This is a genomic window from Sinanaerobacter chloroacetimidivorans (assembly GCF_018128545.1).
Taxonomy (GTDB): domain Bacteria; phylum Bacillota; class Clostridia; order Peptostreptococcales; family Anaerovoracaceae; genus Sinanaerobacter; species Sinanaerobacter chloroacetimidivorans.
In genome coordinates this window covers 161,581-185,449 of record NZ_JAGSND010000004.1, presented here as the reverse complement: position 1 = coordinate 185,449, position 23,869 = coordinate 161,581, and the positions used below count along the sequence as shown (strand labels likewise).

General features: G+C 42.0%; 23 protein-coding genes. 1 reads left to right on the top strand and 22 read right to left on the bottom strand.

The genetic code is table 11. The annotated features are described in order from the left end of the window. Window positions 1-24 precede the first annotated feature (24 nt). From KCX82_RS08310 to KCX82_RS08260, 11 genes are all read right to left on the bottom strand, one after another. Complete coding sequence (locus tag KCX82_RS08310) at window positions 25-1,356, bottom strand: sugar ABC transporter substrate-binding protein (RefSeq protein WP_227017992.1); 1,332 nt, start codon at window positions 1,354-1,356, stop codon at window positions 25-27. An 87-nt stretch (window positions 1,357-1,443) separates the two neighbouring features. Continuing rightward, a complete protein-coding gene (locus KCX82_RS08305) occupies window positions 1,444-2,439 on the bottom strand; it encodes a 2,3-butanediol dehydrogenase (RefSeq protein WP_465250636.1) in 996 nt (331 codons plus the stop codon). Window positions 2,440-2,861: 422 nt separating this feature from the next. Beyond that, the gene (locus tag KCX82_RS08300; RefSeq protein WP_227017990.1) at window positions 2,862-3,380 is read right to left on the bottom strand and encodes a hypothetical protein; all 519 of its coding nucleotides are present in this window, start codon (window positions 3,378-3,380) and stop codon (window positions 2,862-2,864) included. 32 nt (window positions 3,381-3,412) lie between these two features. Continuing rightward, complete coding sequence (locus tag KCX82_RS08295) at window positions 3,413-3,703, bottom strand: hypothetical protein (RefSeq protein WP_227017989.1); 291 nt, start codon at window positions 3,701-3,703, stop codon at window positions 3,413-3,415. 24 nt (window positions 3,704-3,727) lie between these two features. Beyond that, the gene (locus KCX82_RS08290; protein WP_227017988.1) at window positions 3,728-5,380 is read right to left on the bottom strand and encodes a sodium:solute symporter family protein; all 1,653 of its coding nucleotides are present in this window, start codon (window positions 5,378-5,380) and stop codon (window positions 3,728-3,730) included. Between the two features lie 23 nt (window positions 5,381-5,403). Beyond that, complete coding sequence (locus tag KCX82_RS08285; protein WP_227017987.1) at window positions 5,404-5,637, bottom strand: hypothetical protein; 234 nt, start codon at window positions 5,635-5,637, stop codon at window positions 5,404-5,406. Window positions 5,638-6,056: 419 nt separating this feature from the next. After that, entirely contained in the window at window positions 6,057-7,904 is a 1,848-nt protein-coding gene (locus KCX82_RS08280) for an aldehyde ferredoxin oxidoreductase family protein (RefSeq protein ID WP_227017986.1), read from the bottom strand. A gap of 21 nt (window positions 7,905-7,925) precedes the next feature. Beyond that, entirely contained in the window at window positions 7,926-8,201 is a 276-nt protein-coding gene (locus tag KCX82_RS08275; RefSeq protein WP_227017985.1) for a MoaD/ThiS family protein, read from the bottom strand. A 1-nt stretch (window position 8,202) separates the two neighbouring features. Beyond that, complete coding sequence (locus KCX82_RS08270; protein ID WP_227017984.1) at window positions 8,203-8,979, bottom strand: SDR family oxidoreductase; 777 nt, start codon at window positions 8,977-8,979, stop codon at window positions 8,203-8,205. A 13-nt stretch (window positions 8,980-8,992) separates the two neighbouring features. After that, window positions 8,993-10,204 (bottom strand): iron-containing alcohol dehydrogenase, encoded by a 1,212-nt coding sequence (locus KCX82_RS08265; protein ID WP_227017983.1) that lies wholly within the window; start codon window positions 10,202-10,204, stop codon window positions 8,993-8,995. Between the two features lie 182 nt (window positions 10,205-10,386). Further along, complete coding sequence (locus KCX82_RS08260; protein WP_227017982.1) at window positions 10,387-11,385, bottom strand: zinc-binding dehydrogenase; 999 nt, start codon at window positions 11,383-11,385, stop codon at window positions 10,387-10,389. A gap of 227 nt (window positions 11,386-11,612) precedes the next feature. Here KCX82_RS08260 and KCX82_RS08255 point away from each other — a divergent pair, with 227 nt between their 5' ends. Next, entirely contained in the window at window positions 11,613-12,839 is a 1,227-nt protein-coding gene (locus KCX82_RS08255) for a nickel pincer cofactor-dependent isomerase, group 22 (protein WP_227017981.1), read from the top strand. Between the two features lie 67 nt (window positions 12,840-12,906). On the opposite strand, the gene KCX82_RS08250 is transcribed toward KCX82_RS08255, so the two are convergent. The 11 genes from KCX82_RS08250 to KCX82_RS08200 form a co-directional block, all read right to left on the bottom strand. Beyond that, the gene (locus tag KCX82_RS08250; RefSeq protein WP_227017980.1) at window positions 12,907-13,665 is read right to left on the bottom strand and encodes an SDR family oxidoreductase; all 759 of its coding nucleotides are present in this window, start codon (window positions 13,663-13,665) and stop codon (window positions 12,907-12,909) included. A 36-nt stretch (window positions 13,666-13,701) separates the two neighbouring features. After that, a complete protein-coding gene (locus KCX82_RS08245) occupies window positions 13,702-14,778 on the bottom strand; it encodes a glycerol dehydrogenase (RefSeq protein WP_227017979.1) in 1,077 nt (358 codons plus the stop codon). 22 nt (window positions 14,779-14,800) lie between these two features. Then, the gene (locus tag KCX82_RS08240) at window positions 14,801-16,108 is read right to left on the bottom strand and encodes an acetyl-CoA hydrolase/transferase family protein (protein ID WP_227017978.1); all 1,308 of its coding nucleotides are present in this window, start codon (window positions 16,106-16,108) and stop codon (window positions 14,801-14,803) included. A 46-nt stretch (window positions 16,109-16,154) separates the two neighbouring features. Next, window positions 16,155-16,598, bottom strand: a complete 444-nt coding sequence (gene fabZ / locus KCX82_RS08235) for a 3-hydroxyacyl-ACP dehydratase FabZ (protein ID WP_227017977.1) — start codon at window positions 16,596-16,598, stop codon at window positions 16,155-16,157. Continuing rightward, on the bottom strand, window positions 16,598-17,380 hold the full coding sequence (locus KCX82_RS08230) for an acyl-CoA dehydratase activase (protein ID WP_227017976.1): 783 nt from the start codon (window positions 17,378-17,380) through the stop codon (window positions 16,598-16,600). Before KCX82_RS08230 ends, fabZ begins: the two co-directional genes overlap by 1 nt. A 14-nt stretch (window positions 17,381-17,394) precedes the next feature. Beyond that, entirely contained in the window at window positions 17,395-18,525 is a 1,131-nt protein-coding gene (locus KCX82_RS08225; protein ID WP_227017975.1) for a 2-hydroxyacyl-CoA dehydratase subunit D, read from the bottom strand. Beyond that, window positions 18,525-19,748, bottom strand: a complete 1,224-nt coding sequence (locus KCX82_RS08220; protein WP_227017974.1) for a 2-hydroxyacyl-CoA dehydratase subunit D — start codon at window positions 19,746-19,748, stop codon at window positions 18,525-18,527. Before KCX82_RS08220 ends, KCX82_RS08225 begins: the two co-directional genes overlap by 1 nt. Window positions 19,749-19,775: 27 nt before the next feature. Further along, window positions 19,776-20,555 carry an enoyl-CoA hydratase/isomerase family protein gene (locus tag KCX82_RS08215; protein WP_227017973.1) on the bottom strand — a complete coding sequence of 260 codons (780 nt, stop codon included), beginning with the start codon at window positions 20,553-20,555 and terminating at the stop codon, window positions 19,776-19,778. Between the two features lie 20 nt (window positions 20,556-20,575). After that, complete coding sequence (locus KCX82_RS08210; RefSeq protein WP_227017972.1) at window positions 20,576-21,454, bottom strand: 3-hydroxyacyl-CoA dehydrogenase family protein; 879 nt, start codon at window positions 21,452-21,454, stop codon at window positions 20,576-20,578. A gap of 93 nt (window positions 21,455-21,547) precedes the next feature. Next, window positions 21,548-22,765, bottom strand: a complete 1,218-nt coding sequence (locus KCX82_RS08205) for a thiolase family protein (protein WP_227017971.1) — start codon at window positions 22,763-22,765, stop codon at window positions 21,548-21,550. A 9-nt stretch (window positions 22,766-22,774) separates the two neighbouring features. Then, window positions 22,775-23,845, bottom strand: coding sequence for an electron transfer flavoprotein subunit alpha/FixB family protein (locus KCX82_RS08200; RefSeq protein WP_465250635.1), 1,071 nt, complete (start codon window positions 23,843-23,845; stop codon window positions 22,775-22,777). Between the last annotated feature and the right edge of the window lie 24 nt (window positions 23,846-23,869).

Sequence of the window (23,869 nt, the reverse complement as noted above, 5' to 3'; positions counted from 1 at the left end):
TATATTACAATTAACTGGATTTCATTAATCAGCAGCATAGTAAGTGCCGTTTTCAATCGCTTTCTTGAGTTCAGACACTGTCCTGATTTGTAAAGCGGGAACCTTGTGATACAGATTCTTTGGATCCGGATCCCAAACCTGGTCAACATTCTCTTTTTTGATTGCAAATGAATCGAATGCAGTAAGCATAGGCAAGTTGTTTTCATTATATGTATTTGTACCTTCAACGAGATCATGGATCATATCAATTGTTGAATATGCAAAATGCTGACCGCTATGCGTACTTGTAGCGAGCAATTGTCCATTCTTCACCATGGTTACTTCGGCCTTCATTCCGTTACCGATACATGCGATCTTTATCTTATCTGTCAGTCCATAATTCTCTACTGCTTTATAAGCACCGGCACCCTGAAAGTCATTTTCTCCGATAATCAGATTCAACTGATCTCCGACTGCGGATAGCATGGTTTCGCCTACAGCCAAGCCTCCTTCATAGGTCCAGCCTCCTTCTCCCCAGTTCAGACAAGCAATTTTATACTCATTAGAGTCAAATTTACCGCTTTTTACAACTGACTTGAATAACTTTGTCGCGTCAACAATAGCTTGTTCTCTTGTAATTTCTTTACCCATTGCTTGTGCACGTCCATACACTAATCCACTTAGCAAGCCATTAACTCGGCTTTCGGCAGTACTGTTACCCATCATACCAATGACGATACCGAGGTTGATCTGCTCATCGGCACCATACTGAGTTGCAGTATATTTACCAACAGCATATCCATCTTCGAATGTATTTGCGGTGATTGTGGTAATAACCGGGGCTCCGTAAATTTCTGACCCAAAACCAATTACCGGTATTCCAGCATCCACTGCTCTTTGAATGTCGGCAGCAATACCTACAACGTCAGTCGGGTCAACTACAATTATGTCAACACCTCTTGCAATATAAGAATCAATATGGGCACTCTGTTTCTGAAGGTCACCATCAGCCACATCAAAATTAAGAGTATAACCATATTCCGCACATCTCTCCTTTGCTGCATCTCCAACGGATACAAACCAAGGATCACTCTGTGTTATTTCAGTCCAGCCAATAACAACGTTCTTAGGATCTTTTGGCTTAAATGGGAGGGCTTTATTAATGTTTGTTCGGTCTTCAAGGGCATTGGGATCGAATACACCAGATAAACAAGTATCAGGCATCATAGAATACAATTCTTTTGCATAATCCGTCTCTGCAGCTGCATCGCCACTGGACTCAGCTGATCCTTCTGGTGTGTTACCTCCACATCCGATGAATAAACCTGCTGCCATAACTACCACCAGAAACAAAGCTAAAATTTGCTTCTTCTTCATTTTAATCCTCCTAATTGTTAATCTATTTTTAATGCTTGGATTAGCATCAAAAATCGTCATAGGTTTCGTCAAGTCTCTTTAGGCTTTTTAAAAAGATTGTTCAGGTGTAACGATTATTTTTACATGTTCTTTTTTTTCAGGACCTAATAAGGCGTCAAATCCTTCTTTTATGATGTTGCCCAGATGAATTTTTTTAGTAATATACCCTTCTGTTTTTATTTTTTTATTTGATATTAACTGAATTGCCATGGGGAAATTTCTTCTGGAAGAGATAGTACCGATCATTTTTATTTCCGAATATACCAGATCATTTAGATTCAACCGGATGGGATCATCCCATATACTCGTTATTACAAATGCTCCGCTATATTTCAAAACTTTCAAACCAATATCGAACCCTTGCTGAGACCCTGTCACTTCAAATACAATGTCAGCCCCTCCATCGGTAATTTTCTTTATTTTACCAACAATATCTGCTTCATCATTTGGATCTAAAACAATATCAGCTCCTTTATCCTTCGCATATTTCTGCCTTACGGATTTTCTCTGGACAGCAATAATTGTCCTGGCTCCTGCTGCTTTTAATGATTCTATTGTGGAAAGCCCAATTGGGCCTGCACCGATCACTACAGCTGTCTGCCCTACGGTAAAGTTTCCTACTTCAAGAGAATGCAATGCCACAGCGATTGGTTCAATTAAAGCGGCTTCTTCATAGGAAATTGTATCCGGGATTTTATGTACAAATCTCTCCGGAAACGTAGTGAATTCTGCGAATCCTCCGCCTGTACCACATAATCCATGGAAACCAACATTCTCACATAAATTGTATTTGCCTTCCAAACAGGCGGGGCATTTACCGCATATAACCAAAGGTTCTACTACCACTCTGTCTCCCGCTTTGAATTTTGTAACGTCTTCCCCAACTTGGACAACTTCTCCAGAAAGTTCATGACCGAGAATTACCGGAGACGACTTACCACTAATTGGATGCGGTACATCAACGGGTATTGCTATGGGGCCGGATAGGTATTCATGAATATCAGACCCACAGATTCCACACCATTTCACTTTGATTTTTATCATACCGGGTTCTGCTTCAGGCTCAGGTATTTCAACCAGCCGTATATCGTTTCTTCCATACCAAAGTGCCGCTTTCATCATTCACCTCCAAAGTAAATAATTTTTTATATTTTGAGAATATTTACATTATTGGTAATACGCAATTATTATGCCAAGGCCTCGCTGTGGTTTTCGAAAAAAAGTCCTTAGATTTAAGCCATTTTAAGGCATTCCAAGAGCCTTGATAAGAACCTTGGTATCTCTAAGCAGATTCTGGTTGATGTCATTTTGCATCCAGAATGATTTCTGCATCAACGTCCTTTATTGCAGATTAAATGCTGTCCCAGGATCGTATTCATCTATCAAAACTCATTGGGCATTAAAAAACGCCTTAAGCACCATTCAATGCATTAAGACGTTTTTTATATTTCATTTGGAGGCTAAGATTACAAATTATATTTATCTCCGAAGGTCTTATATACCTGCTGCCTGCCGAATAATCGGTATCTCATCAGGTATAGAGGTCTGTAAAAGAGCTTGTATTGCTTTTTCTTGATATTATGTTCCTTCCAAGACTTCAAATTTCTAGGGAGAGTTTTGAACAGCAATTCCCTTCGATCGTTTTCCTCTAGCTGCTTTTCATCTAAATCGGTCTCTGTAACAAGATTCTCCAGATGCTCTTCTTCCAAAGTATGAAAATCTTCAATTGCTAAAAAGGCTTTTTTTCTGTTTGTTTGAACTTCAGTGCTAATAAATATATTACCTTTCTGCCCGCCTTTTTTTAATTTGGTATTTTCGATTTCATACTCACTTAACGCATAGGGTATATAGACTAATCTAATTTCTTCGAATTTATAAGCACGCTTAAATACTCTGGGCAAAATCATGCTTTTGACAATTGAATCCAGTTCTTTGATAACGTCTTCTTCCTTTTTTATTTTTTCTGTTACAGAATAGGTTCTCATGCTGATGTCCTCCCTTTATGGTACTGATAAAATCAGAACCAGCTGGTATGTTTCCAGAAATTACAGATATCGCCTTCTGTAAAATTTCCTTCTTGTATTCTATCGTCCGTTAACGCTATCGTCTCCTCATCAAAGTTGGAAGGCAATGTACCTTTCACGACCGCCCTGCACGATAGAGAGCCGCTCCAACCTTTCTGCACGTAAATGAAATCACCCATCTTTACTCCTATTTGATCCATCTTTTTTTGAGATAACCAAGCGCCGACGATAATGCCCTCTTCATTGTAGGGCTTAATAATTCCAGTGGCTTTTGCAATTCCCATCATTGATCTCCTTTCAATTTCAGTCTATTCAGCCAATGCATGTTTGTCTTTTGCTTCTATGATTTCTTTTATTTCTTCTTGAGAAAGATCAATATATCCTTTTCCGCCTTTTGCAAGTGCATTCCAATACAATTCCTCTAGTTTTGAAACAGGTTGTGCAAAATACACCAGCCCATAATACTCAAAATCTTCTTTTTCTTGTTTCCTCCAGATTAAGGAACCTATCACTAATGCAACCAATGCCCAAACAAGACCTACAAATGAGTTAAACCATCCTGCACCAGCAGTGCCGTATAGTCCAAAGCAAAATGGCTGCTGAAAGACATCCGGAATAAATACCGCAAGCAGTACACCAATAATACTAGCCGCAATAGTAACAGTTGCAGTATTAGAATGAATTCTCTTTGAGCAGATTCCAAAGACGGCAACGATAACCATTCCAGGCATAACAGCTGAAGTCAGGCTGTAAAGTGCAGTCATCAACGCGCTGAATCCCATAAAATATTTTGCATAAATAATTGGAACTACTAAAGCAATTATGACAGAAGAAATACGCGCGGCTTTCAAATAATGTGTGTCAGATCGATTCGGTTTGATCTGCATATAAATATCATTTATAAAAATGGTTACACTGGAGTTTATATATGTACTTCCAGTTGACATCATTGCAGACAGAACAAAGGCAACGATTACTCCTAAAATCCCCGGAGTCGCAACCATTCCAACCAGTACGAGGAATGAAGCTCCTGTGTTTTCAGGTGAAGTCGCAATGCCTTGTTCTACCAGTGATCTTAGAATCAACCCCGGCATTCCGGTAAACAAAACACCGATTGGCATTAAGATGCCCATGAATACGATTGTTACCAGTCTGGCTTGATTAATGGTTCTTGCAGCTAAAATTTTCTGAATATTTCCCTGGTGAGCGAAATACCATGCAGCAGTGATCGCAAAAGCACCGCCCAAAAACATACCGAGCTGCGGAAAATTAGGGTCAAACAGAGGTGTAAATAAGCTTCGGTGTCCGGTAGGGAGATACGTTATCATATTCCCTAAACCACCGGCCATCTTTAAACCTGATCCTACAACGAAGAAACCTCCGACAAAAATTAATACGGCCTGTAACGTGTCGGTAATCATTACAGCCATAATTCCGCCGCTCGTTGTGTAAACTGCCGTGATGACTGTAATAATCATCATACCAACAAAAACATCTATACCGAACATGGCATTCAACAGAACCCCTACTGCGTATGCATTAAAGGACATCAATGCCAGCATAAACAGAAGCATTGCAATAGAACTAACGACTCTTACATTCTTGTTAAATCTTCTTTCCATGTATTCTGGGACAGAATATATTCCGGATAGGAAATAGATCGGTGTACCAATTGCCAGGAACAATACTGCCCATCCCAGGTCATCCAGATACATTTGAAAAGCCGCAAAACCGGCTTCATAACCTGTTTGTGAATAGGATACAATGTCCTGAGCACTAATTAAAACTGTCATAAATGCTAAGGAGCAAATCCACCATGGCAATTTTTTGCTTGCTACGAAGAATTCTCCTTGATTTTTAACACGCTTTCCAAAGAAAAGTCCAATTCCAACCACAGTGACTAAGTAAATTGCAATGATAACGAAGTCTATGGCTTCTAAGTTAAATACTGTATTTGTCACTTATTTCATCTCCTCTCAAACTGTCATTGTAGGATAGTTTCATGCAATGGAAAAGCCACCGGGAATTGAAAATGCCAGTAGGCTTGGCTGATCGGGAAAAACAGACAGATAAACACAACTAGTATAAATAAAATTTTTCCACCAGGTTTTTTAAAAACTCCCTCTTTGCAGAGTAATACAAATCCAATTACGGCAAGCGGAATATGCATTGCATACTCGATCAGCCAGGGTCCAATTTGTTCATAGATAGGCGTCATAATACTATTCTCCTTTGCAAATTAATTTTCATGACTATATTAATGTACATGAAATCATACTATAGACATTTTTGCAGACCGCAGCATCGTCCTCCTTTTTCTGAAGATTTGTCAACTTATATCGATAAAAGCGTGGCAATATTAGTATTTGCAAAACTAATGCCATATTTTATGTTTTTATTATTTTGATCAGATACCCTATGAAACTGTGAAGCCCTTCATTTAACTTAATTTGAATCCTTTTACCAGAATCCTTTTGATAAGAGATTTTAAAATAGGGATCCCTTTTGATGCGTTTTGGAATCTGCCCCAATTTTGCATCATCCACAATCTAAATATTGGCTAATACAACATAAGAATCTATTCTTGCGCATAGATTCTTATGTTGCATCTGGTTAACTTATATTTAAAGAAGGTAGCTATACGGCCAAGTCCAGACCTATTTCCTTCAGTTTTTCTTGTGTTGGAATTCCATCGGAATCCCAGCCTCTTACTCTATAAAATTCTTCCAGCATCTTTTCCAGCGGAGGCAGCTGGGTAGGTGCGCCGCCGGATCCTCTCGGGTCCTTCAGGATTCTATCCGGCAATATGTCATCTTTTCTTGTCAATCCAAGTCTGTAGTTGTACATCCTTTGAAGATTCACAATTCTTTCTCCGGTGATCATCAATTCTTCAAAACTGATCTTCCTGCCGGTTACTGCCTGATACCAACCCTCAATATCGCCTTCCTGCACTCCACCCCACATGAGGAATTTGCACAGTTTCAACGAATCAAACAGGGCACAGAAATCCTGCATCTTTGCGCTCAACCGTCCCTTATCGTTCTCATCAAATCGATCCATTACCTCAGGGAAGCCCATTCTGGCATAGGTTACACCTTTCTCCAAGACATCCGCATATGTAGAGAGATGACATCCTCCGCGATTCGATGTAGCGTATTGAATTCCCAGTGCGAAGAAGGCTCTTGGATCATGTGCCGGTAAATCAAGCCCTTTCACGGCTATTGCTGATTTAGAAGCTTCCGGTCCAAAACGTTCTGCAACTTTTACGACACCTTCTGCAAGTAAATTGCCAATGCCTTCTCTCTCGCCGATTTTATCAATCAGTTCAACCAGAACATCTCCGCTCCCCCATTCAAGGCTCAAGCCTTCCGTATCTTCCGGAGTGATCAATCCTTTTTCGAAAAGCTCCATAGCCTGAGCTACCGCAGAACCGGTAGAAATGGTATCCATTCCATATTGGTTACAAAGCTCGTTCGCTTTACAAATTGCTTCTAAATCATCCACCATGCAATTCGCTCCCAACATGGCCATGGACTCATATTCAGGACCGCCTCCATCCACTGGAGCATATTTCCCCTCAGTGATTTTCACGACTCTTCCGCATCCGACAAAACAGGATTTACATCTATAGTTATTGACAAGAATTCCTCTTTCCACCATAGCCTGACCACAGGTTTTCTCCGCACCTTCATGCCAGGAGCCTTCCATCCAATTTTTGATCGGCATGTCTCCTGATTCTTCTGTGGCCACATGTGAAACCGTAGTTCCAAAATCAGTCATTCCCTGCATTGCTTCTTTACATTTTGGTGCAAAATCTTTAATAAGCTCTTTTAACCTCTCAGGTTCCGCAATCGGTGTTTTCTTTGAACCGATTGCAACTATAGCTTTCAGATTCTTACTGCCCATTACGGCTCCCAATCCCGCTCTGCCTGCTGCTCTTCCATCTTTTCCATCGCTCATTATAGAAGCAAACTTTACCAGTTTCTCGCCAGCAGGTCCGATACAGGTTACCTCCGCTTTCGGATCGGTGTTTTGTTTTAAAATTATTTCCGTCTCGTAACTGTTTTTGCCCCATACGATGTCGGCATCTCTGAGTTCTGCCGAATGATCCGTAATGTATAAATACTTTGGAGATGAAGCTTTTCCTTTGAAGACGATTCCGTCATAACCGGTGGCCTTTAAAGCGGTCCCGAAACTTCCGCCGATATCACTCTGTGCGAATATGTTTGTTAAAGGTGATTTTGAAACCACAGCATGTCTGCCGCTCAAGGGTGTACCTGTTCCGGTAAAGGGCCCCGTCATAAAAATTAAAATATTTTCCGGAGACAACGGTTCTGTCTCCGGTGCCGTTTCGTCATACAGAATTCTTGTTCCTATTCCGCTGCCGCCAAGATAGTTTATTGCATCGTCTTCTTTTAAAACTTCATCCTGAAACGTACCGTTCGTTAAGTCAACTCTTAATATTCTGCCCATATATCCATACATAAATAACCACCTGTTCCTTTATCATCCACCACTAATGGGCGGTACTAACTTAATTTGCCGCTCTTTACCAGTGACCCTTTCGTTTAAGAGAGAAATCCTGCCGTCAATAATCACCAGACAATATTTCCGCAGTTGAACATCATTTTTCACTTTGCCCAAGATTTCCACCCCATACTGTTCCTGCAATGCAATCAGCAGATCTTTAACAGCAGCATCTTCCTTGACAACCAGCTCTAGATCACCAGTACTGGTAAAGTATTTATTTAAGAAACGGCTCACGTTTATTTTAATTTTCACTTTACGCTCCATTATATAAAAATCCGCCGTCCACAGGGATTGTGGCTCCGGTTACATAGTCAGAGGCATTGGAGGAAAGGAATACCGCACAGGCTCCCAGCTCTTCAACGTCTCCCCATTCTCCAGCCGGAATTTTATTTTTTATCATCTCATATAGTTCTTTATTATCCTGTACCGGCTGCGTCAACTCCGTCTTAAACCAGCCCGGGGCAATGCCGTTTACCTGGATGTTATAGGGGGCAAATTCCAACGCGGAAGCCTTTGTGAATTGAAGAACCGCACCCTTGCTCGCGGTATAGGCCGGAGCTTCAATCAGACCTAAAAAGGAAGCCATGGATGCAATATTGATTATTTTCCCAGCGCCCTGTTGTATCATCACATTTCCAAAGATCTTTGTTGCCAGAAAAACGGAATCGATGTTAACGGATAGAACGGTTCTCCAATCTTCCAAAGAAAAGTCCTTAATATAGCCACGTCTTTCCACGCCCTGTGAATTGACAAGGATATCGATATGTCCGAACTCTTTCAGGATATCATCCTTAAGCTTGATCAGCTGTTCTTGGCTGGAGCAGTCCATACTTACCAGCATTGATTTTCTTCCTATTGCTTCTATCTCTGCCACAACACTTTTCGCATTTTCGATATTTCTGCTTGCAGGAATCACATCAGCACCATGATCCGCAAGTGTTAGTGAAATACCTCTTCCAATACCTCTGGTTCCGCCGATTACTACTGCAACCTTTCCTGACAAGTCAAAGCTTTTCTTTTTGAAAGTCATAATAACCCTCCTATTACTTTTTTAATTTCAAACATTTTACATAAAGGGCCTTGAAATCATCAATTGTAGTCTCTCTTGGATTTGTCCATCTGTCTCCGCCCTTCATCGCTTCCTCTGCCAGCTTGTCAATATCGGATTCTTTTACGCCCCAGTTGCTGAGAGGCGGAATCGGAAGATCCTCCAGAAGCTGGAATACACAGTTCACGCCGACCTGTGCAGCTTCCATCAAATCCATATTAGAGACATCCTTGCCGAATAGTTTGGCTATCGCTGCGGTTTTTTCAGGATTGGCGGACATATTAAACTGCATGACCACAGGAAGACAGATTGCATTTCCTACACCGTGAGGCACATGGAACATTGCTCCCAGAGGATGTGCCATGGAATGCGCGATTCCTAATATCGTATTTGTGAATCCCATACCGGCAAGAGTACTTCCGAGCATCATATCATATCTTGAATCCTTGTCATACTCTCCCTTAAAGGTTGCTCTTCTAAGTGCCCCTGCAATTAACTTGATAGCCTGTTCCAAAATCGGCTCTGAAATAGGATCCAAAGCTCTTGATACATAGCCTTCAATGGCATGAGTCAGTGCATCCATACCAGTTGCGGCTGTAAACATCGGAGGAAGTGATGCCGTAAGTTCCGGATCACAGATCGCAAGAGAAGCGATATTGTAAGATCCGCCGATAGCCATTTTCCATTGTTTCTGGACATCTGTGATAACCGCGAAAGGAGTTGTTTCCGCACCGGTTCCGGCAGCGGTAGGTATTGCGATAACAGGTAAAGGAGGCTCTTTGAAAACGTCACAGCCTTCATAATCTCTTATGTTTCCGCCGTTTGTTATCAAAATAGCTGCTGCTTTAGCAGGGTCTATGGAGCTTCCGCCGCCGACACCGATCAGCATATCCACATTCTTTGCCAATTCCACTACAGCCTCTACCGTTTCCACAGATGGATTTGCTTCGCACTTATCAAATACTATGTACTCAACCCCTGCCTCTTCAAGAGAGTCTGTGACTTTTTGGACCACCCCGAATTTAACGAGACCTTCATCTGTGCATATTACTACTTTTTGTCCTCCAAGCCTTTTTATTTCCTGTCCTGTTCTTGCAACCGATCCATTACCAAAAATAACGGATCCGGCTGGAGACCAATTGAATATAGAGTTTTTGCCTTTAAATAGATCATAATCTAGTGGTAATTGTGCAACTTTTCTAAACATTTTGTTCCCTCCTAAATTCTAATTAATTTCTGATGTAATTCTACGTTAAATATTATTAGAGCAATTTTTATGCCACTCTATTGTTGCGGCGATGCTTCTTTCTTTTCTTTTAATTTCTTTCATCTTTGTACGAGAAAGCAGCACTGTCATTATGGTTTTTGATGCGCACCAACATCAAAATGCTATTCCGCATCATTTATCAGCGCTACCATTTTCCCTGCGACATGGCGTCTCTCCAGTTCTGCCAAACATTGAGGCACTTCATGTAATTCAATTTTTTTAATGGAAAGAGGCTTGATTTTTTTCATAACAACCAGCTTCGCAAATTCATCTCCAATCTCTGCCAGCTGTCTTTTGGCTTGCAGATCTCCATTTAGATGTGCTCCTCCCAATGCGACTTCATGTATGGACATAGCCTTCTCATAAAACCGAATCCTGCTGAAATCCGGATGCTCCACAATTGCAGCAAGCTCTCCGTGAAAGGCAAGAATATCAATGTCCTTGGTTGCACTTTCGCGATCCAAGGTATTAACGATATAATCAACGCCTCTCGACTGGGTCTCTGTCATAATTTTAACATAAATGTCGTCCTTTGTATAATCCAGTGCGAAATCTGCCCCTAGTTCTTTTACATAATCAATATTTTTTGTGGAACAAGTTGTAAAAACCGTGAGGCCTCTCATTTTCGCAAGCTGAATGGAATATCCGCCTACTCCCCCGGCACCCGCATGAATCAAAATCGTTTTGCCCCTTTCGGCTCTAAGCTTCTTTACAACAGCTTGATAGGCAGTAAATCCCGAGCATGGCAAGGAGGCTGCCGCCAACATTGAAAGATCTTCAGGCATAAGAGAAACCGAGTTTTCATCCGTGCAGGCATATTCGGCAAATCCTCCGTTAACTTTTGACAAATTGCCATGATAATAAACTCTGTCACCCACGGAGAATTTTGTAACACCTTCTCCGATACTGTCAACGATACCGGCAACATCAAGACCCAGGACCGGGGGACTGCTCCAATTCACATCGCCCCATCCCAGAGTGAGCTTATAATCGACCGGATTTAACCCTGCGGCGGAAACCTTTACCCTTATCTCTCCGTTCTGTGGATTCGGTACAGGTCTGTTCTCTACATATTTTAGTCCATCCAGGGACCCTATTGTCTCTAAGACGATCGCTTTCAATATAATCCTTCCTTTCTTCATTTTTTTGTTAGGCTTATTCAATTAAAAAGATAAGCAACTTTAATGCCAATTGCTAAAGTGTATCGCATAAAAATCTGAAAACAGACTTTTATGCATTATAAATAATTGCATTATTAATATAACATTGATAAAATGAAAGAGTAGGCTTATTCATAATTTTTATTTGGAAATCGCAAGAAATAATGTAGATTTGCGGAGGTTTAATTATGCCTATTTTACCGAAAAAAATATATGAAGTGAAACTGCCTGCAATGATTAAAGTAAAACAACACTTTCCTGATGAAAAGCTGGAAGTGATTCCCGTTGCAGTTGCAGAAGAAATCATGAAGGAAAATATCAAATCCAGAATCCCCAAGGGAGCTTCCGTTGCAGTCCTGGTAGGGAGCCGCGGGATTTCAAACCTAAAGGAGATTGTAAAAGCAACTGTTGACTGCCTGTTAAGACTGGAATCCCATCCGTTCATTGTTCCGGCCATGGGGAGCCATGGCGGCGGCGTTGCAGAAATGCAGAAAGAAATTCTGGAGGGTTACGGAATTACGGAGGAGTATATCGGTGTTCCGATTCATAGTTCTATGGAAACAGTAATCATCGGTAATACAGAAGATGATATTCCTGTTCATATTGATAAGATAGCGTCGGAGGCAGACATAATCATTCCGATTGCCAGAGTCAAGGTTCACACAGACTTTGATGCTCCTATTGAAAGCGGCCTTTGTAAAATGCTGGCCATCGGCCTGGGGAAGCATAACGGCTGCTCCAGATTGCATCAGGAAGGTTTCAGAGAGTTCCCTAGGATCATTCCATCTGTTGCCAAGGTAATCTTAGAAAAGAAATATATCGGTTTTGGAATTGCAATTATCGAAAATGCTCATGAAAACATCCATATGGTAAAAGCCGTCTCTGGTTTGGATTTTATAGAAGAGGAGCCAAAGCTGCTGTCTGTCAGTAAAAGTCTGATGCCAAAGCTTCAATTTGATGAAATTGATGTGCTCATCATTGAACAAATCGGAAAAGATATTACAGGAGCCGGCATGGATCCAAATATTACGGGAAGAATGTCTGTAGGTCCCATCACTGATTTTAAGGGACCTAAAATAAAGAGAATTGTGGTTTTAGGCCTGTCCGAAGGTACCCATCGCAATGCAACAGGAGTAGGAATCGCAGACTTCATCACAAGAAATGTATATGATAGCATAGATCAAGTTTCCACCTATGCAAATTGCATTGCTTCGGGCAATCCTGAAGCCGGAAGGATTCCGATTATGCTGGATACGGAAGAGGAGACAATATTGGCGGCCCTTCAGACGTGCCCTAAGATTGACATAACGAATCCAAAGATCGTTAGAATAAAAGATACCTTACATCTTATTGACATTGAGGTTTCAGAGAACATGCTTGAATATTGCAGTTCTCATCCCTCTTTTATTGTATAACAATTTTTCAAAATTTTTAAATAAAAAAACGTAAATGGTTTTATCCGTTTACGTTTTTTTATCTATCTTAACGACCCATCCACCCTCCGTCAACAGATAAAATCGATCCGTTTACATAATCTGAGGCTTGGGAAGACAGAAAGATCAAAGCACCTATAAGATCGTCCGGGCTCCCCCATCTTCCTGCAGGGATTCTCTCCAATATTTGTGCATATCTTTTGGGGTCCTGTTTGATTTCTGCCGTATTATCCGTGTCCATATATCCCGGGGCAATTGCATTGACATTGATACCTCCGGCTGCCCATTCATTTGATAACGCTTTTGTAAGCTGTGCGATTCCGCCTTTACTGGCCGCATAAGCAGGAACGGTATATCCACCAGAAAAACTTAGCAGAGAGGCTATATTGATTATTTTGCCGCTGTTTTTCTCAAGCATAATTTTCCCGGCCAATTGACTTAATAAAAATACCGATGTCAGATTAACAGCCAAGACCAGTTCCCAATCCCGAAGCGGGAATTCCACACTTGGATGTCTAATCTGCATTCCTGCATTATTTACAAGAATGTCAATATCTCCAAGAAATTCCAGTGCCTCGTAAAAGGCTTTGCGAACATCCTCTTCCTCTTTAAAATCTGCAATTACACCATACGTTCTTGCTTCAGAGGAATCCATTTCTTTTGCTGTGGTTATCACAGTTTCATTTGTCCCCATTAGGACAAGCTCCACTCCTGCATCATGGAGGCCCTGGGCCATTCCCTTGCCGAGGCCGCGGCTGCCCCCGGTAACGATGGCTTTTTTCCCTCTTATATTGAACAATTCCATCATGATTATCCTCTTGATTAAGATATATTCTATGAGATCCTACAAAGTCAGTTTCAGCGCATTGAATATGGTTTTTGAATCTACGTGAAAAGGCATATTATAAGCGTTTTTGCTTTTTGTACAGGTGGCTTCGGCAATAGAATAAATCTGTTTATCAGTTGGAATATCAATGCCCATTTGCCCGAAGGTCAGCGGCAATCCCACTCTTTGATAAAATCTGATTGTTTCGTCCAATTCATTCTGATTGCTTTTGTAAGCTCCCTCCGCTATTAATTGCACAATCGTTCCAAAGGCCACTGCTTCTCCATGAAAAACCGGAAATGGTTTCAGTATTGATGTCATACCACTATAAACGGCATGAGCAATAGCACAACCATTATTTTCAAAGCCTACGCCGCTTAAATAGATGTTGGCTTCTACTATCCTTTCAAGAGCAGTGCTCCACTCCTTTTTTTCAGTACTTTCTTTCGCTTGTTCACCATATTCCAGCAATAATTTACGGCAAAGCGCTGCCATATCATAGGCTGCTTCCGTTGCAGTTCCCCCGCTAAAATTCTTAGCCCCCGACTGCCTGCAAGCCCTGGCCTCGTAGTATGTAGCATAGGCATCTCCCATACCTGCCACCAATGTTCTCACCGGAGCCTTCGAAATGATTTCCGTATCTACAAGTACCATATCAGGATTTCTTTTCATCTTAGAAGATATTATAAAAGTTCCGTCTTCGTCGTAGATAACCGACATTGCACTGCAGGGAGCATCGGATGAAGCGACTGTCGGAATAACGGCCAATGGCAAACCTAGAATGTTCGCAGCAAGTTTAGCTGTATCGATGGTCTTACCTCCGCCTATGCCGACAATCACCTGATAGCCTTTTTCAATCACAACAGAAGCAATTCTTTCAGCTTCAATTTGCGTAGACTCCCCCCGAAAAAGAATGAATCCATGCATATTTTTATTGTTTGAGAAGCTTGTATTTATCTTTTCCTCAATAATTTGCAGTACAACTTCATCACAAATAATTGCAAATTTTGAGCCAAGCACGTTGATATGACTGCTGATATTCTCGATAAGATTTCTTCCCTGCAGATATTTGCCTGGAGCTGCTAATGAGAGCATCTCTTTATGTCTCCTTAAATTTTCATTCGCCTATTTTTTTGTAATAGTCAAAGAACTCTTTTTCTAATTCCTCTCTAAATTGAGGAGCCGCGATTTGAGTTAAGAGCTTCGCTCTTTCTCGGATGGGCTTACCGAACAGATTTGCAATACCATACTCCGTGACTACATAATGGACATCCTGTCTTGTGGTCGTAACCGGGGTTCCGGGCTTCAAACAAGCTACAATTCTGGAAATGCTTCCGTTTTTAGCAGTGGCAGGCAGTGCTATAATCGGTCTGCCATTTTTAGATTGTTCGGCTCCGCGCAGGAAATCCAGCTGTCCGCCTACTCCACTGAAGGTTTTGATTCCGATGGAGTCTGCAACCACCTGTCCCATCATGTCTACTTCCAGCGCAGAATTAATGGCTACCATGTTGTCATTAGAAGCAATTACCGCAACGTCATTGGTGTAATTTACAGGCTTTAAACAAATCATATTATTATTGTCTACATAATCATAAAGGGCTCTGGTTCCTTGAATAAATGTGGAAATAATCTTACGGTTGTTGATAGATTTTTTAGCTCCGTTTACAACACCAGCTTCAACAAGCGGAATCAGGTTATCGGAAAAAACTTCGGTATGTATCCCCAGATCTTTCTTATCCATCAAGAACTTTAATATCGCATTGGGAATGGTTCCCTGGCCCATCTGTAAAGTATCACCATCCTGGATCAGAGTAGAAATATTATATCCGATTTTTTCCGCAATCGGATCATCACTCTTGATTAACGGAATTTCATACAAATCTTCGTCATATTCTACAAAATAATCGATTTCTGAAACATGGATAAGCGTATCTCCGCAAACTCTGGGCATTTTTTTATTCACCTGAGCAATGGTAATCTTCGCGGTTTCAACAATTACTCTGGTTTGATCGCATGAAATCCCCATATTAACGTAACCATTTTCATCAGGCGGTGTACAACTAATCATCGCCACATCACATTTGATAGCGCTCTCTCTAATTGCCCTTGGCTGAGCATAGAAGTGAATTGGAAGAAATTCGCCTTGTCCTGATTGAATACATTTACGGTTGTTCTTTCCCAGGAAAAAACTTATGTCAATAAAGTGTCCTGCATATTCTGGCTGGGCGTAGGGGGCATCGCCTACATTTAATCCCTGCCAGATTTGGACACTCTGGAGCACTTCTTTTCTAGCAAGAAGTGCGTTAATAATATGCTTTGGTTCTGCGGCTGCATGAGAAGGAATGATTGCATCGCCGGATTGAATTACTTTCACCGCATCTTCTGCTGTGGTAAGTCTTTCTCTGTAAATTGTTTTCCAGTCCATATTCTATCTCCTAACATTTATTATATTTTTACCGATATCTATAGATTTATCTCATTGCGAGAGTCACTTCGCCTGTAGCTGCGAGTTCACCCTTGTTAAATACTTTAGAGCAGCACGTTACGATAGCTTTATCCGCTTTTTCATTCAAAATATTAGAGTGAATTTCGATGGTATCACCAGGTTCTATCTTTTTCATAAACTTGACTTTGTCAATGCCGATGAAATACGGTATTTTACCTGCATACCGCTCCATAGAGAGGAGAAGGATATCTGAAGCCTGAGCCATGCATTCTACCGTATACACACCCGGCAGTACAGGCTCTCCCGGAAAGTGCCCTTTAAAAATTTCTCTCACCGGATCAACAAAAAATTTTGCTTTTATACTGCTTCCCTCTATGATTTCTTCCACTTCATCAATGAGGAGCATCGGCTCTCTGTGCGGTATAATACTTTTTATTTCCGCCTGACTTAATGCTGTTTTTTTCATCATTATTCATCCTCCCTGTTTGATTTTTCATAAGCAAACACAGCTGCACCTATTGATCCTACGGCTTGAGGATAAGGGGCCGCCACAACAAGATGCCCCAGTTCCTCGCCCATCAACTTTACTATATTAGAATTCAAAGCCACTCCGCCAGTCATTGCGATTAAGGGTTCATATCCAATGCGGTTGCACATTCCTCTAATTCTTTTAACAATAGCAACGTGAGCACCTTTTGCAACATCTTCTGTAGCTGCTCCTGATGCCAATTGAGAGATCACTTCGCTCTCAGCAAATACAGTACATACACTGCTGATTGGAATATCATTGGTAGATTTCTCGGCAAGATCGGACAACTCTTCTATTTTACAATTCAAAACTCTGGCCATTACCTCAAGGAATCTTCCTGTTCCTGCCGCACATTTTTCATTCATCACAAAGTTTTTCACTTTCCCGTCTTCCCCAATTTTTATCACTTTAGCATCTTGTCCGCCAATATCTATAACCGTGGCTACATCTTCCATGAGAAATGACGCACCCTTAGCATGGCAGCTGATTTCTGTAATTTGAAGATTGGCATCCTGAAATGTAATACGACCATAACCGGTGGCAATGGTATATTTAATATCTTCCTTGGAAATATTCGCTATTTTAAGGACATTTTCCAATACCATTTCAGGGCCCTTTGTTCCGGTGCCCATATTCACGACACTGGTAGCGACAAGTTCCTTACGATGATTAATTAATGCAGCCTTTGACGATGATGACCCAATATCAATTCCTAAATACATATCTTCTCCCTCACTTAACTGAGCATTTCTGCAAAACTTTGTACTCTTGTCCTAATTTGTTCAAAAGAATCCATTTGCTGGTCGATTTCTATGTATAGCAACGGTATTTCCGCTGATTCGATTTCCTCTTTTATGATAGGGAAATCAAACTCCTCTGGGTCACAGAATTTCATCATACAAACAATGACTGCCTGAGCGTCGTTTTCCTTTACCATGTTAATCAGCATGCTGCCTTTGCATTTCTGCTCTTCATATAAGAATGTACATCCTCTTTGATCCACGATACGATATGCCATTTTTTCCAGAGGAGTTCCCTCTTTCCTTGCCGTCACTCTGAATTGTCTCGATTCCTGTGCAAAATCATCTGCTGCAATTGAAATACAATTTTCATCAAAAATATCCAACAGCTCAACGGGTTCTCCAATCAACCCGGTAGTGATAACCCGGATTCCTTTCCATTCCTCCTTAGGCAATCCTTTTAAACCATCTATGATTTGCCGGATTACTTCTGTATATCTTTTTTTATCCATGAAATATCCGGCCTTAATTATAAGATGTCTTTTCCTTGCAGTAATGGTAATAGGATAATCCTTCACAACCTGTACGAAAGTTCTCATAGTTGCCCTGTATTCTTCATAAACTTTAAAGGCTTCTTCCATGTCTGATTCTGATACTTTAGCACCTGAGATCTTTTCAATTTCTCCCTTAATTCTTGTAAATTCAGTAACCATGTATTTAAAACCTGATTGCAGCAGTCTGTTTTGCGGATAAACGATGGGAAGGATCGGTACTTGAGGTACTGCTACTTTCCAATTCTCACAGACACATTTCAAGGTATCACAGAAAGTCGGAAGAACTACCGCTTTTAGAAAATCATATACACCTTGCAGGCCAAGTTCTATATTCGCCCTCATAATGGAACAGCAAAAACCCTGTAGATATTTATCCGCAAGCTTGATTTGAGTTCTTCCTCCCCACATACCCACCGGTAAGTAACCTGCAGCATATATTATTTCTTCCGGAGTATAGATCGGAAAACATCCTATTACTTCCTTTCCGGTCTCATTTATTGATTCTTTGATAGTCTTTTCAGGGCTTAATGCTTTTTTTTCAAGTATTTTGATCAAATCGTGTATAGATTCCATCATCCATTCCTCCTTGCCTGTTTATTCAGCTCCATCATTTCCAGCAATGCCTGAATTCTCGTTTCATACTGAGCCTCGGAGAAAATTCTTGGATCCGTCTGGTCTCCGTCAAAAATGACGGAGGGAACCCCTGTTGCTGCCTCTATTTTCCTTTGAACCTCATATTGTCTGAAATCCATCAGTTTGCAGCTTCTATTTGAATGGTAAATAATCCCGTCGAGGTTGAAATCCCTCACCAGTTTGATAACATTTCCCGTTCCATAATCCAGATTTCTATTTGCATAGTTAGAACTGTAAGCTCTGGCCATTCCATTTAAATCATTGACCTCATAAACAACATTCCATGATTCAGGATAGGTAGAGGTAACCATATTAATCCCGTATTTTTTCAAAATTTTATAGGTCACAGACAAATGCGGCCAGCATGCAATTCCATCCCACATGATTCTGTATTTTTCGTCTTGATCCTTCCATGGTCCGATTCCAAGATCAACTTTATCTTTCAGTTCCTCATACCAGAGTTTAAATATCTCTTTGCCTTCTTTCTTCCCTCGCATGCATACTATGATCGCCATATAGTTAAACATATCAAATCCATTTAGCGGTGATGGGTGCGCTTTTGCCAGATCTGTAGCTTTCTTCCACCAGTTGCAAGTCTCATTGGATACTTCCATGACACGACTGAATTTGTCATAATCAAATTGCTTTCCGGTAATTTCTTCAAGCCTGTCAATTGCATGTTCAATCTGGCCTTTCATATAAGCAATACTGTGGTCCGGTACTGCAAAAGTATGATTAAACGGCATATCGAACATGATGAGAGGAATTTTTAATGTTCTTGCCAGATTTTCGTACCACTTGATCACCGTATTGCAAATGTTGCTGCAGCAGAAAATCAAGTCAGGCATCGGAATGTCTCCTGCTTCAGAGTGCTGGATATCAGCATAACCCATGTTCACTCTGGCATAAGAGCAAATATCTGCAGAATATCCCTTCCCTTCAGATTTTTCAATGAACTCCGGAGCACACTTTCTTGCACCAATTGCAGCCGCATGATTTTCCGGATATACCACATCAATGTCCAGAGTCTCAAGAAGCTCCTGCGGACAGATAGAAGTAGCCCAGGCCACAAGTTTTCCTTCTGCTTTTGCTTCCAACGCTGTACGATAGTGATCGTCCAGCAGTTCTCCCAACATTTGCTTTGATGTCATTTTATTTTCCATATTGCTGCCTCCTTTCCCTTTGGGTGCTTATTTGTTGGAAAATATAGGGTTTCTCTTTTCCAAAAATGCGGATAATCCCTCCGACCGGTCTTCCGTTTTAAATGCGGTATTATAAATTTCAGCTTCATATGCAATTCCGGCAGCAAGGGGAACATCTTCGCTCATATTGATGGCCAGTTTGACCAGGCCGGCTGCAATAGGTGCTTTTGATGCTATTTTCTTGGCGACTCTAAAGGCTTCGTCCATAAGCTCCTCCGGAGAAACTACCTTTTCAACCAAACCAATTTCTTTTGCTTCTTGGGCACTTATCTGCTCACCGGTAAGACAAAGGTATTTCGCCATTCCTTTTCCTACCAGCCTTGTCATCCTCTGGGATCCTCCATATCCTGGAGTAATTCCCAAATTGACTTCCGGTTGCCCTAATTTAGCCTTTTCCGAAGCGATTCGGATGTCACAGCACATAGCCAGTTCGCAGCCTCCTCCGATAGCAAAGCCGTTTATTGCTGCTATTACCGGTTTATCCATTCCTTCAATATAATTCATCATAGCCTGACCCAAACGCGCCAATTTTCTGCCTTCCTGCCCTCGGAAGGTGTTCAGAAGGGAGATATCCGCACCTGCCACAAAAGCTCTGCCCTTGCCGGTCAGGATGATGCATCGGACATCCTCATCATGATGAAGTTCATGGAATACATAATCAAGTTCCAAAATTACTTCTCCCGTCAAAGCGTTCAGGACCTCTTCTCTGTTAATGGTAATGCAGGCGATGTCTTCTTTCTTTTCTATAATCAGATATTGATAATTCATCTTTTACCTCCAAAAGCAGACTATCTCTTAATGGGCTTTTGCGTCCCTTCTCTGTAGTCGTAAAATCCGATACCGGTTTTTCTGCCGCAATGTCCGGCTCTGACCATAGTCTTCAGCAGAGTACTCGGACGATACCTCGGATCTTTATATTCATCATACAAGGTCTCCATTACGGCCAGGGTAATCTCGCAGCCGACGAGATCCATCAGTTCCAAAGGTCCCATGGGGTGATTGAGTCCCCATTTACACCCGTTATCTATGTCCTCTACCGTACCAACGCCTTCTTCTAATAGATTTGCCGCTTCATTAAGAAATAAATTCAGCATTCGATCCACCACAAATCCGCCCTTGTCATAGGCTCTAATGGTTTCCTTTTTTATTTGTTTTGCAAAAGCTACCGTATTTTCATATGTCTCTTCTGATGTGGTATAACCGACAACGATCTCGCAAAGCTTCATGAGTGGTACAGGGCTGAAAAAATGAGTTCCGATTACTTTGTCCGGCCGTCTCGTTACACCTGCCATTGCTGTAATGGGCAAAGAAGAGGTATTGGTAGCCAGGATGGCATCCGGTTTACAGAATCTATCCAGCTTTGCAAAAATATCCTTCTTGATATCCAGTCTTTCCGGTGCTGCTTCAATGGCGATGTCCGTGTTCTTCGCATCGGACATATCGGTGGTTACTGAGATCCGGCCGATTGCAGCAGCTCCTTCTTCCGGAGTCATCTTTCCTTTTGATACCAGTTTTTGGATCATCGTGTTTATCTTTTCTCTGCTGCTTATAACGATGGCTTCATTTATATCATAAAGAACTACTTTCAGTCCGCTCATTGCACAGGTTTGTGCAATACCGGCTCCCATGAATCCAGAGCCAGCCACAAAGACTTCATTAAACTGCATACTTTTCCTCCTTCTGGGAGGCCAACTGCTCCCAGTTATTTCTATAAGTGGCTGTGCCACTTCCGTTAGGGCCAACTTTCCCTATTGATAAAATTAATCTTCCAGAATCAATTCTGTCGCAATACCGGTGCCGCCGCCGCAGCAAAGGGTTGCAATACCTCTCTGCACGCCTTTCTCCTGCATTTCGTAGATCAAAGTCTGCACGAGACGAGCACCGGAGGCTCCAACCGGATGTCCGACTGCAATCGCGCCGCCGTTCGGGTTGAACTTCTCTCTCTGTTTGGCAGTCAGTTCGAGTTCTTTATATACTGCAAGCGTCTGAGCGCAGAATGCTTCGTTTACTTCGAACATACCATAGTCCTCCAGCTTGGTTCCGGCCATCTGCAGAATCTTTCTGATTGCGAAAGCCGGTGCGATACCCATAATCGCAGGATCGACGCCCACACTGATGTGTTTTCCGATGGAAGCAATCGGCTTGAGGCCGAGTTCCTTCGCCTTTTCTCTGGTCATCATCAGAACAACAGCCGCACCGTCGTTCATACCGGAGGAGTTGCCTGCGGTGACCGTACCGCCTTCTTTGAAGGCAGGTCTTAATTTGCCGAGTTCTTCGATTGTGGTGTCTGGCTTAACATGTTCATCTGTATCAAACATGGTCGGGCCTTTTCTTGTCTTAACTTCGATGGGAAGAATTTCTTTTTTGATTCTCCCTCTTTCGATTGCTGCCGAGAACTTCATATGGCTCTCGTAAGCAAATTCATCCTGCTCTTGCCGGCTGATATTGTATTTTTCAGCCAGGTTTTCCGCTGTGATTCCCATATTGACGTTTTCTTTATATAACGCAGGACCGCAGACACGTCTTGCGGTTTCCATAAATTCGCAATGAATCTTCAAGCCTTTTTCATCAAGACGGAACCCCTGCCTGGCGTTTTCGATCCAGTAAGGCGCATTGCTCAGGTTTTCCGCTCCGCCTGCAAGGGCGATGTCAATCATTCCCAAAGCAAGCTGCATATATGCGGTATTGATTGCAAGCAGCGCGGATCCGCACTGGTGTTCAACGGTAAATCCGGGCACTTCAAATGGGAATCCCGCTCTGAGCAAAGCAAGTCTGCCCAGATTCGGTGCCGTAGAATGACCGTCTACATTACCCATGACGCAAAGGTCGATATCTCCTTTTTCGAGATTATTTCTTTTTACCAATTCCAGAAGCAGCGGAGCTGCCAGCTCATCTGCTTCTGTCTTAATCAGCGTTCCGCCGTATTTTCCAAAACCGGTTCTCGCTGCGTCAACAATTACAACATCTCTCAAATTCATTTTTTCCTCCTAGTTCTCATCCCACTGTGCAATGATCTCCGGTATGATCTTATGTAAATCTCCAATCAAGGCATAGTCAGCGACTTCAAAAATAGGGGCCTCCGGATCCTTGTTGATGGCGATAATGATATCTGAGGTCTGCATTCCTGCAAGATGCTGGATTGCTCCGGAAATTCCACAGGCAAAATAAATATTTGGTTTTACTGTGGTTCCAGTCTGACCCACCTGATGCGACTGGTCGATCCATCCGGAGTCAACTGCAGCACGGGATGCCCCCACAACGCCTCCGACCTTATCCGCCAGTTTTTTGATCAGCTCAAATCCGGAAGCGTCTCCAAGACCTCTGCCTCCGGAGCAGATAATCTTTGCATCTGTCAGGGATACCAGCTCCTTGACTTCGTTGACCTGTTCCACTACTGTGATATAGATGTCGTCCTTGCTCAGCTTATGCGCAACCGTAACCAGTTCTCCCGTGGCACAGGTATTCTTTTCTCTCTTCTGCATAACTCCGGGACGAACCGTAGACATCTGCGGTCTGTTATTTGGACATATGATGGTGGCCATCAGATTTCCGCCAAAAGCAGGTCTGGTCTGCTTCAGGTTTTTATCTTCTGAATTGCGGTCAAGATTTGCAGTATTTGAAGTTGTGTACTTATCCAGATAATCGATATAATTGGAAACTTTTACATCCAGTCTTGTACAGTCTGCCGTCAGTCCGGTATCCAGCCTTGCCGCAATACGCGGTGCCAGGTCTCTGCCGATATGGGTCGCGCCGAAAAGCACAATTTCAGGTTTATACTCACGAATCGCATCTGTGATTACTTTCGTGTAGCCATCGGTAGTGTAATTCTGAAGCAGTTCATCCTGAATCAGATAAACCTTATCGGCACCATAGGCATAGAGTTCATTGACAAGCGTATCCACTTTATTTCCGACCAAAACGGCACAAACCTTGCTGTCCCCAATCTCCCTGGAAAGGCGGTAGCCTTCTCCCAGCAGTTCCAAAGCCACATTCATCAGTTTGCCGTTTCGCTGCTCAGTGAATACCCATATGTCTTTATATTCTGAATTCATTGTCATTGATTCTTCCTCCTTATAACGCAT

What these genes read in the sequence shown, in the direction of transcription:
- KCX82_RS08310 (WP_227017992.1), bottom strand. Translation starts at nt 1,356, where the DNA reads ATGAAGAAGAAGCAAATTTTAGCTTTGTTTCTGGTGGTAGTTATGGCA.
- KCX82_RS08305 (WP_465250636.1), bottom strand. Translation starts at nt 2,439, where the DNA reads ATGATAAAAATCAAAGTGAAATGGTGTGGAATCTGTGGGTCTGATATT.
- KCX82_RS08300 (WP_227017990.1), bottom strand. Translation starts at nt 3,380, where the DNA reads ATGAGAACCTATTCTGTAACAGAAAAAATAAAAAAGGAAGAAGACGTT.
- KCX82_RS08295 (WP_227017989.1), bottom strand. Translation starts at nt 3,703, where the DNA reads ATGGGAATTGCAAAAGCCACTGGAATTATTAAGCCCTACAATGAAGAG.
- KCX82_RS08285 (WP_227017987.1), bottom strand. Translation starts at nt 5,637, where the DNA reads ATGACGCCTATCTATGAACAAATTGGACCCTGGCTGATCGAGTATGCA.
- KCX82_RS08280 (WP_227017986.1), bottom strand. Translation starts at nt 7,904, where the DNA reads ATGTATGGATATATGGGCAGAATATTAAGAGTTGACTTAACGAACGGT.
- KCX82_RS08270 (WP_227017984.1), bottom strand. Translation starts at nt 8,979, where the DNA reads ATGACTTTCAAAAAGAAAAGCTTTGACTTGTCAGGAAAGGTTGCAGTA.
- KCX82_RS08265 (WP_227017983.1), bottom strand. Translation starts at nt 10,204, where the DNA reads ATGTTTAGAAAAGTTGCACAATTACCACTAGATTATGATCTATTTAAA.
- KCX82_RS08255 (WP_227017981.1), top strand. Translation starts at nt 11,613, where the DNA reads ATGCCTATTTTACCGAAAAAAATATATGAAGTGAAACTGCCTGCAATG.
- KCX82_RS08250 (WP_227017980.1), bottom strand. Translation starts at nt 13,665, where the DNA reads ATGATGGAATTGTTCAATATAAGAGGGAAAAAAGCCATCGTTACCGGG.
- KCX82_RS08245 (WP_227017979.1), bottom strand. Translation starts at nt 14,778, where the DNA reads ATGCTCTCATTAGCAGCTCCAGGCAAATATCTGCAGGGAAGAAATCTT.
- KCX82_RS08240 (WP_227017978.1), bottom strand. Translation starts at nt 16,108, where the DNA reads ATGGACTGGAAAACAATTTACAGAGAAAGACTTACCACAGCAGAAGAT.
- fabZ (WP_227017977.1), bottom strand. Translation starts at nt 16,598, where the DNA reads ATGATGAAAAAAACAGCATTAAGTCAGGCGGAAATAAAAAGTATTATA.
- KCX82_RS08230 (WP_227017976.1), bottom strand. Translation starts at nt 17,380, where the DNA reads ATGTATTTAGGAATTGATATTGGGTCATCATCGTCAAAGGCTGCATTA.
- KCX82_RS08225 (WP_227017975.1), bottom strand. Translation starts at nt 18,525, where the DNA reads ATGGAATCTATACACGATTTGATCAAAATACTTGAAAAAAAAGCATTA.
- KCX82_RS08220 (WP_227017974.1), bottom strand. Translation starts at nt 19,748, where the DNA reads ATGGAAAATAAAATGACATCAAAGCAAATGTTGGGAGAACTGCTGGAC.
- KCX82_RS08215 (WP_227017973.1), bottom strand. Translation starts at nt 20,555, where the DNA reads ATGAATTATCAATATCTGATTATAGAAAAGAAAGAAGACATCGCCTGC.
- KCX82_RS08210 (WP_227017972.1), bottom strand. Translation starts at nt 21,454, where the DNA reads ATGCAGTTTAATGAAGTCTTTGTGGCTGGCTCTGGATTCATGGGAGCC.
- KCX82_RS08205 (WP_227017971.1), bottom strand. Translation starts at nt 22,765, where the DNA reads ATGAATTTGAGAGATGTTGTAATTGTTGACGCAGCGAGAACCGGTTTT.
- KCX82_RS08200 (WP_465250635.1), bottom strand. Translation starts at nt 23,845, where the DNA reads ATGACAATGAATTCAGAATATAAAGACATATGGGTATTCACTGAGCAG.